The organism is Bradyrhizobium sp. ORS 375, assembly GCF_000239775.1.
Classification (GTDB): domain Bacteria; phylum Pseudomonadota; class Alphaproteobacteria; order Rhizobiales; family Xanthobacteraceae; genus Bradyrhizobium.
Window position 1 is genome coordinate 23,621 of record NZ_CAFI01000468.1, and the last position, 7,357, is coordinate 30,977.

Genomic DNA, 7,357 nt, shown 5'->3' on the forward strand with positions numbered 1-7,357 from the left:
CCGCAGGGCGGCACGCACCCCGATTTGGAACCAAGACCGACATGACCGGACCCGCTCCGACCGGACCCGCCGCGTGGGCGGACACGCTGCTGCAGTCCTTTGCCGAGGCCGGCTACGCCCGCGCCGAGCCGGCGATCCTGCAGCCGGCCGAGCCCTTCCTCGATCTCTCCGGCGAGGACATTCGCAAGAGCCTGTATCTGACCACGGATGCCGGCGGCGAGGAGCTCTGCCTGCGTCCCGACCTGACCATTCCCGTCGCCCGCGACTACCTGGCCTCGGCCCGCGCCGGCCAGCCCGCCGGGTTCAGCTATCTCGGCCCGGTGTTTCGCTACCGCGGCGGCCGTCCGAGCGAGTTCCTGCAGGCCGGCATCGAATCGTTCGGCCGCACGGATCATCCCGCAGCCGATGCCGAGATGCTGGCATTGGCGATCGAGGCCACCGCGGCGGCCGGCCTCGGCGAGGTCGACATCCGTACCGGCGACGTCGCGCTGTTCACAGCGCTGATCGATGCGCTCGATCTGTATCCGGTGTGGCGGCGCCGGCTGATCAAGGACTTCAACCGCAAGCGCACGCTGGCCCAGGATCTGGAGCGTTTGGCGCTCGCCGAGGTGGCCCCCCGCAACGAGTACGAAGGCGTGCTCGCCGCGCTGGCCGGCTCCGACCGCAAGGCCGCGCTCGCGCTGGTCACCGACCTGATGTCGATCGCCGGCGCCACCGCCGTCGGCGGCCGCACGGTGGCGGAGATCGCCGATCGATTCCTGGAGCAGTCCACCCTGAAGAGCGGCGCCCTGCCGCGCCACGCGCTCGACCTGATCAAGCGCTTTTTGGTGATCGCCGACACTCCGACGGAGGCTGTCAAGCAGCTCCGCGCGCTCGCCGCCGACGCCAAGCTGGACATTGCAGCCGCGATCGACGCGCTGGACGCGCGCGCCGGCTTCATGGCCCAGCGCGGCATCGATCTCGCGAAGGTGCGCTTCTCCACATCGTTCGGCCGCGGCCTCGACTACTACACCGGCTTCGAGTTCGAGCTGCACCATCCCGGCAATGGCGACGAGCCGCTGGTCGCCGGTGGCCGCTATGACGGCCTGCTGAACCAGCTCGGCGCCGCCTCATTCATTCCGGCCGTCGGCTTTTCGATCTGGATCGAGCGGCTGGCCCAAAGCAGCGCTGCAGGCAAATCCGCGCGCGGGAGAGCATCATGAGCGGCCCCCTCGTTCTCGCCGTTCCGTCCAAAGGCCGGCTGCAGGAGAATGCGGAGGCGTTCTTCGGCCGCGCCGGGCTGAACCTCTCCAAGCCCGGTGGCGCGCGCGACTATCGCGGCACCATCTCCGGTCTCGACGGTGTCGAGATCGCCTATCTCTCTGCGAGTGAGATCGCCTCGCAACTGGCACGCGGCACCGTGCATCTCGGCGTCACCGGCGAGGACCTCGTGCGCGAGAGCATTCCTGACGCCGACAAGCGCGTGCTCCTGATCGACACGCTCGGCTTCGGCGGCGCCAATGTCGTCGTCGCCGTGCCGCAGGCCTGGATCGACGTCCGCACCATGGCCGACCTCGACGACGTCGCCAGCGGCTTCCGCGCCCAGCACAATCGCCGCATGCGCGTCGCGACCAAGTATATCAACCTGACGCGCAGCTACTTCGCGAGCCACGGCATCGTCGACTACCGCATCGTCGAGAGCGCCGGCGCCACCGAGGGCGCGCCGGCCGTCGGCACCGCCGAGCTGATCGTCGACATCACCAGCACCGGCTCCACGCTGGCCGCCAACGGGCTGAAGGTGCTCGACGACGGCGTGATTCTGCGCAGCCAGGCCAATCTCGTCGCCTCGCGCGATGCCGACTGGTCGGACGGCCCGCGCGAGAGCGCCCGGATCATTCTCGACCACATCCATGCCCGCGCGCGCGCCAGCAAATACCGCGAGGTCCGCACCCGCTTCAAAGGGTGCGATGCAACAATGCTGACCGAGGCGCACAATCGCTTCGGCGTCGTGGCGCCGTTCGGCGGCCCGACCTCGTCGGGCATGCTCACCCTGCACTGCCCGCCTTCGCAGATCTACGCGCTCGGCAGCTTTCTGCGCACACACGGGGCCGAGACGGTGTCGGTGGCCTCACTCGACTACGTGCTCGACCGCGAGAATCCGCTGTTTGCCCGCCTCGAGGCCTTCCTGCGATCATAAATCGCCGTTCATCGTAGCGACAGGCAGCGGCAGCTACCATATGTTGGTGGGCGAACGAGGACTCCAAAGCGATGCTGGGAACTGACGTCTCCGACCTGACCACGACCGCGGCCGACGCCGCGTCGCAGGGACTGTCGATCGTTATCCCCGTCTACAACGAAGGCGCGGGACTGGCGACGCTGCACGAGCGGCTGAACAATCTCGCCCGCACCCTGCGGCAGCGCTTCGGGCTGGCCTGTGAGCTCGTCTATGTCGACGATGGCAGCCGCGACAACACGCTCGCCGTTGCGCGTGGCCTGCAGGCCGATGCGCTCGACGTGCAGGTGGTGTCGCTGTCGCGCAATTTCGGCAAGGAGGCGGCGCTGATGGCCGGCCTCGATCATGCCCGGCGCGGCGCCGTGCTGTTCATGGATGGCGACGGCCAGCATCCGCCGGCGCTGGTCGAGCAGCTCGTCTCGCACTGGATCAAGGACGGCTACGACGTCGTCTACACGGCGAAGGCGCATCGCGACAACGAGCCGTTCCTGCGCCGCGTGGCCGTGCACGGGTTCTACTCGCTGATCAATTGGGGCGCGCGGCAGAAGATCCCGGAGGATGCCGGCGACTTCCGCCTGCTGTCCCCCCGCGCGGTGGCCGCGCTGCGCCAGCTGCCCGAGCGCAACCGCTTCTTCAAGGGCCTCGCCAGCTGGATCGGCTTCCGCCAGATCCGCGTCGACTACGAGCCCGCGGCGCGCGCGCATGGCGTCACCACCTTCAACGTCACCAGCCTGCTCGGCCTGTCGATCGAGGGCCTGACCTCGTTCTCCGTGGCGCCGCTGCGCTTCGCCAGCCTCTTGGGAATCCTGCTCGCCTCCGCCGCCTTCCTGTTCGGCCTGTCGATCCTGTGGGAGACCTTCACCACCGGCAAGTCGGTGCCCGGCTATCCCTCGCTGATGGTCGGCCTGATGACGATCGGCGGCGTGCAGCTGATCATGATCGGCATCATGGGCGAGTATATCGGCAAGATCCTGTCCGAGCTGAAGGCGCGGCCGATCTACTTCGTCGCCGAGCACAGCGAGAAGCGCGCCACGGTCGACGCGCGCAGCGACGGCACCGAGAGGAACGCCGCCGAATGAGCGAGGCGCCGCACCGGCGCATCTGGCTGTGCGCGGATGACTATGGCATCAGCCCCGGCGTCAACAACGCGATCCGCGACCTGATCGCGCGCGGCCGCCTGAACGCCACGTCGGTGATGACCGTCGGCGCGGCGATTGGACGCGACGAGGTCAAGGAGCTGACCAAGGTCGCCGCCGACAGCCCGCGTTGCGCCATCGGCTTGCACGTCACGCTGACCGCGCCGTTCCGGCCGCTGACGATGCATTTCCGCCCCGCCGAGGGCGGCATGTTCCTGCCCTTTCCAAAACTGCTGCGCGCCGGGCTGATGCGCCGGCTCGACCCCGAGATGATCCGCGCCGAGGTCATGGTTCAGCTCAACGCTTTCGGCGAGCTGTTCGGCCGCGCCCCTGATTTCGTCGACGGCCACCAGCACGCCCAGCTCTATCCGCAGGTGCGCGAGGGTTTCCTCGCCGCCGTCAAGGAAGCCGCGCCATCGGCCTGGGTCCGCCAGGGCGGCCGCAATGCGCCGCTGATGCAGCGGCTCACGGCGCCCAAGGCGCTGCTGCTCGACCTGCTGAGCGCGCAATTCCGCCGCCATGCCGCGCGCGCCGCGATCCCCTTCAACCCCGCTTTTGCCGGCGCCTACGACTTCACCAAGGCCTCTGACTTCGGTTCGCTGATGGACGGCTTCCTGAACGATCTGCCCGAGCATGGCCTCGTGATGTGCCATCCCGGCTTCGTCGATGACATCCTGATCGAGCTCGATCCGCTGACCGTTCAGCGCGAGCATGAGCATGCCTATCTCGCCGGCGAGCACTTTGCCGGTCTGCTCGAGCGCCGCCGGGTGACGCTGGCCTGAACCTTTCGCGCCACCGACGAACAAAATGCCGGCTGACCGCGTTTCCCCCGTGATGAACGCGGCGTGGAGATCGACAGCGCTTCCGCAAAGCCCCAGACGCTTTGTCGCATACGGAAATTTAATCCGCAGCCCGACTAGCCGCACCACAAAGTCCCCCTAGATCTTGGCCGCGCTTCGCCGGAACCCGGCCAGGCGGCAGGAGAAGCACATGACACCGCAAGAACGCCAACTCATCGACGATCTGTTCGACCGGCTTGCCAAGCTGGAGAGTGCGCCGCGCGATCCGGAGGCTGCCGCCGCCATTGCCCGGGGGCTGCAGCAGGCGCCCAACGCCGTCTATGCGCTGGTGCAGACCGTGCTGGTGCAGGACGAGGCCCTGAAGCGCGCCAACGCCCGGATCGAGGAGCTGCAGCACGCGCAAAGCGCGCCGCAGCCGCAATCCGGCAGCTTCCTGGATTCGATGCGCGACAGCATCTTCGGCTCGTCCGGCAGCCGCGGCTCGGTACCGAATGTCCCGCCGCCGTCCACGAGCCGGCCGGTCTGGAACAGCGGCCAGACGATGCCTGGCGGCTACCAGGGCCAGCCCGGCTACCCGCCACAGCCCGGTCCGTATGACCAGGGCGGTTTCGGCCAGCCGCGCGGCGGCGTCTTCGGCGGCGGAGGCGGCTCGTTCCTGGGGACGGCGGCGGCGGCCGCCGCCGGCATGGTCGGCGGCTCGCTGCTGCTCGGCGGCATCCGCTCGATGATGGGCGGCGGCCAGCATCAAGCGTTCGGCGACACCACGATCATCGAGGAGCGTGGCGGCGGTGGCAGCCCGTGGGGCGGCGGCGACCAGTCGAGCGGCTCGCTGGCGCGCGATGCCGGGCTCGACGACATCGGCCGCTCCGGCGATGGTGGCAGCCGCGCCGGCCTGTTCGACCAGGCCAGCTATGACGACAACGGCAACGACGCCGACCCTGCCGATTTCGATGGTGACGACGGCTATGGCGGCGATGACGACGGCGGCAGCGACTACGCCTGAGCAACCAGCATGAGATGAAACGACGAAGGCCGCCCTCGAGGGCGGCCTTCTGCTTGATGATCAGACGCCCTGAGGGAGTCCTAGAGGACGATGACGCGGGTGCCGACGTTCACGCGGGTATAGAGGTCGATGACGTCCTCGTTGCGCATGCGGATGCAGCCCGATGAGACATTGGTGCCGATCGTCCAGGGCTCGTTGGAGCCGTGGATGCGATACAGCGACGAGCCGAGATACATCGCGCGCGCGCCGAGCGGGTTCTGCGGGCCACCCTCCATGTGGCGCGGCAGGTCGGGCCGCCGCGCCAGCATCTCCGGCGGCGGCGTCCAGTCCGGCCATTCGCGCTTGGCCGAGATCGTCTTCACGCCCGACCAGGTAAAGCCGGGACGGCCGACGCCGATGCCATAGCGCAGCGCCCGGCCGTCGCCCTGCACCAGATAGAGGAACTTGTTAGGTGTATCGATGACGATGGTCCCCGGCCGTTCTTTGCCGTCATAGTCAACGATCTGTTTTTCGTATTTCGGATCGAGCGGGCGCTGCGTCTGCTCATACGCCTCCTCGTCCGGATAGCCCTGCTGAGGCGCGACGCCCGGTGCCGTGGGCTGCGACCCGTAATAGGACGGCTGCTGCTGATACATCGGCTGTCCCGGAGGCGGAGCGCCGCGGCCGCCTTGCTGATCGCCGAACAGGAATTCGATGAAGCCGCCGCCCATCCGCGAGCGTTCGACATAGGCCGTACGCACCGGCGTACTCTGCTGCGGCGGTCCGCTATAGATCACCGTTGGCTGCTGAAATCCCTGGGCTGCGGCCCGATCCAGACCGCAGTAGAAGACGCATGCGCTGGCCAGCAGCGCTGTAGGGACCAATTTGAACATCGACGTACTCTGTACTGTTTCGTCTGAAGACTGTTCGTCGCGCGAGGCCATGTGGCCGTCGCTTATCGTCAATAAAGAGCAAAACCCGATCGCTTTGGTAAACGCAGGGCCCGTCTGGATTCACCATTGCTGCACGCGAGGTCGGATTTGATAGCTAGCGTTACTTTTGCGTGAAGGCCGCAGGCGCATGGTTAATCGTTCCTGTCAGGCGCACGCCGGCGTTGCGCAACGGCGGTTCCTGGCGTGAACGCGATGTTAAATAGCCACAGCTTAGAACTGTGCTCAGTAAGAGGTCAGGGATTCTATCATGGCTGTTCGCAAGCGTTTCCGTATCGAAGAAGCAATCGTCGGCCATATGCCGGAGCCCGACTTCGTGGGCGGCGAGATCGGCCCCAACCACAAGGAAATCATGGACGAGCTCCGCGCCATCCGCGCCCAGATGGGCAACGCCCTCCGCGGCGGCGGTAACAGCTCGGCCAACGCAGCCATCGAGGAATCCGCTCAACGCGAGGTCGCCGAGGCGCGTGCGCTGCTCGAGACCTATCGCGCCCAGATCGAGCAGTGCGAGAAGCTCAAGGTCGAGCTCGACTTGATCCACGACGCGATCAACCGCACCAAGGGCGAGATCGCCACCCTCCACGCCAAGAGCTTCAACGGCGAGGAGATGGCCAAGGTCAACGGCGAGCTTGGCGCGGTCGTCGGCGGCACCGAACAGGCGACCCAGCAGATCCTCGAGGCGGCTGAGGCGATCGACAACGCCGCCAGCGCGCTCGGCAAGGTCGACTCGGCCGATCAGCAGAAGATCCTCAGCGAGGAGATCCAGGAGCGCGTGGTCTCGATCTTCGAGGCCTGCAACTTCCAGGACCTGACCGGTCAGCGCATCAACAAAGTCATGACCACCATGAAGTTCATCGAGCACCACATCGTGGTGATGATGGACATCTGGGGTGGCGTCGACGCGATCAAGGCGCATGTGCCGCCGATCGTCGACACCCGCGAGGGCGACGCCAGGCTGCTGAATGGCCCGAAGGCCGAAGGCGATGTCGGTCACGCCTCGCAGGACGACATCGACGCGATGTTCAACTGAGCGCCACGTCATCTGCGACACGAGATCTTGAACAAAACGCCGGCGTTCCCGCCGGCGTTTTTTCGTTTGTCCCGTTCGGCTGAAGCGGTCCCAAGGGCCGATGTGTTTCCGCGGAACCGAAGCTAGAAGATTCGGGCACGCTCCCTATTCCGCAGCGCGCAGCTTGGCGATGAGCCACGCTGCCACCCTCCCGTGGAGGGGGAGGGTCGGCTCACATGAAGCGCAGCGGAATGTGCTGAGACACGCA

7 protein-coding genes are annotated in these 7,357 nt (G+C 67.0%); 6 read left to right on the plus strand and 1 reads right to left on the minus strand.

Features of this window, described 5'->3' with window-relative positions:
* The first annotated feature begins 41 nt into the window (after positions 1-41).
* The 5 genes from BRAO375_RS32025 (at position 42) to BRAO375_RS32045 (ending at position 5,151) form a co-directional block, all read left to right on the plus strand.
* Complete coding sequence (locus BRAO375_RS32025; RefSeq protein ID WP_009031581.1) at positions 42-1,202, plus strand: ATP phosphoribosyltransferase regulatory subunit; 1,161 nt, start codon at positions 42-44, stop codon at positions 1,200-1,202.
* Entirely contained in the window at positions 1,199-2,176 is a 978-nt protein-coding gene (gene hisG / locus BRAO375_RS32030; protein ID WP_009031582.1) for an ATP phosphoribosyltransferase, read from the plus strand. Before BRAO375_RS32025 ends, hisG begins: the two co-directional genes overlap by 4 nt.
* A 71-nt stretch (positions 2,177-2,247) precedes the next feature.
* Positions 2,248-3,291, plus strand: a complete 1,044-nt coding sequence (locus BRAO375_RS32035) for a glycosyltransferase family 2 protein (protein WP_009031583.1) — start codon at positions 2,248-2,250, stop codon at positions 3,289-3,291.
* A complete protein-coding gene (locus BRAO375_RS32040; RefSeq protein WP_009031584.1) occupies positions 3,288-4,130 on the plus strand; it encodes a ChbG/HpnK family deacetylase in 843 nt (280 codons plus the stop codon). Before BRAO375_RS32035 ends, BRAO375_RS32040 begins: the two co-directional genes overlap by 4 nt.
* Positions 4,131-4,338: 208 nt before the next feature.
* Positions 4,339-5,151, plus strand: coding sequence for a DUF2076 domain-containing protein (locus tag BRAO375_RS32045; protein ID WP_009031585.1), 813 nt, complete (start codon positions 4,339-4,341; stop codon positions 5,149-5,151).
* Between the two features lie 80 nt (positions 5,152-5,231).
* Here the strand turns inward: BRAO375_RS32045 and BRAO375_RS32050 are convergent, their stop codons facing one another.
* Entirely contained in the window at positions 5,232-6,023 is a 792-nt protein-coding gene (locus tag BRAO375_RS32050; protein WP_009031586.1) for a L,D-transpeptidase, read from the minus strand.
* A 307-nt stretch (positions 6,024-6,330) separates the two neighbouring features.
* Between BRAO375_RS32050 and BRAO375_RS32055 the strand changes: the two genes are divergently transcribed.
* Entirely contained in the window at positions 6,331-7,110 is a 780-nt protein-coding gene (locus tag BRAO375_RS32055) for a protein phosphatase CheZ (RefSeq protein WP_009031587.1), read from the plus strand.
* Positions 7,111-7,357 lie beyond the last annotated feature (247 nt).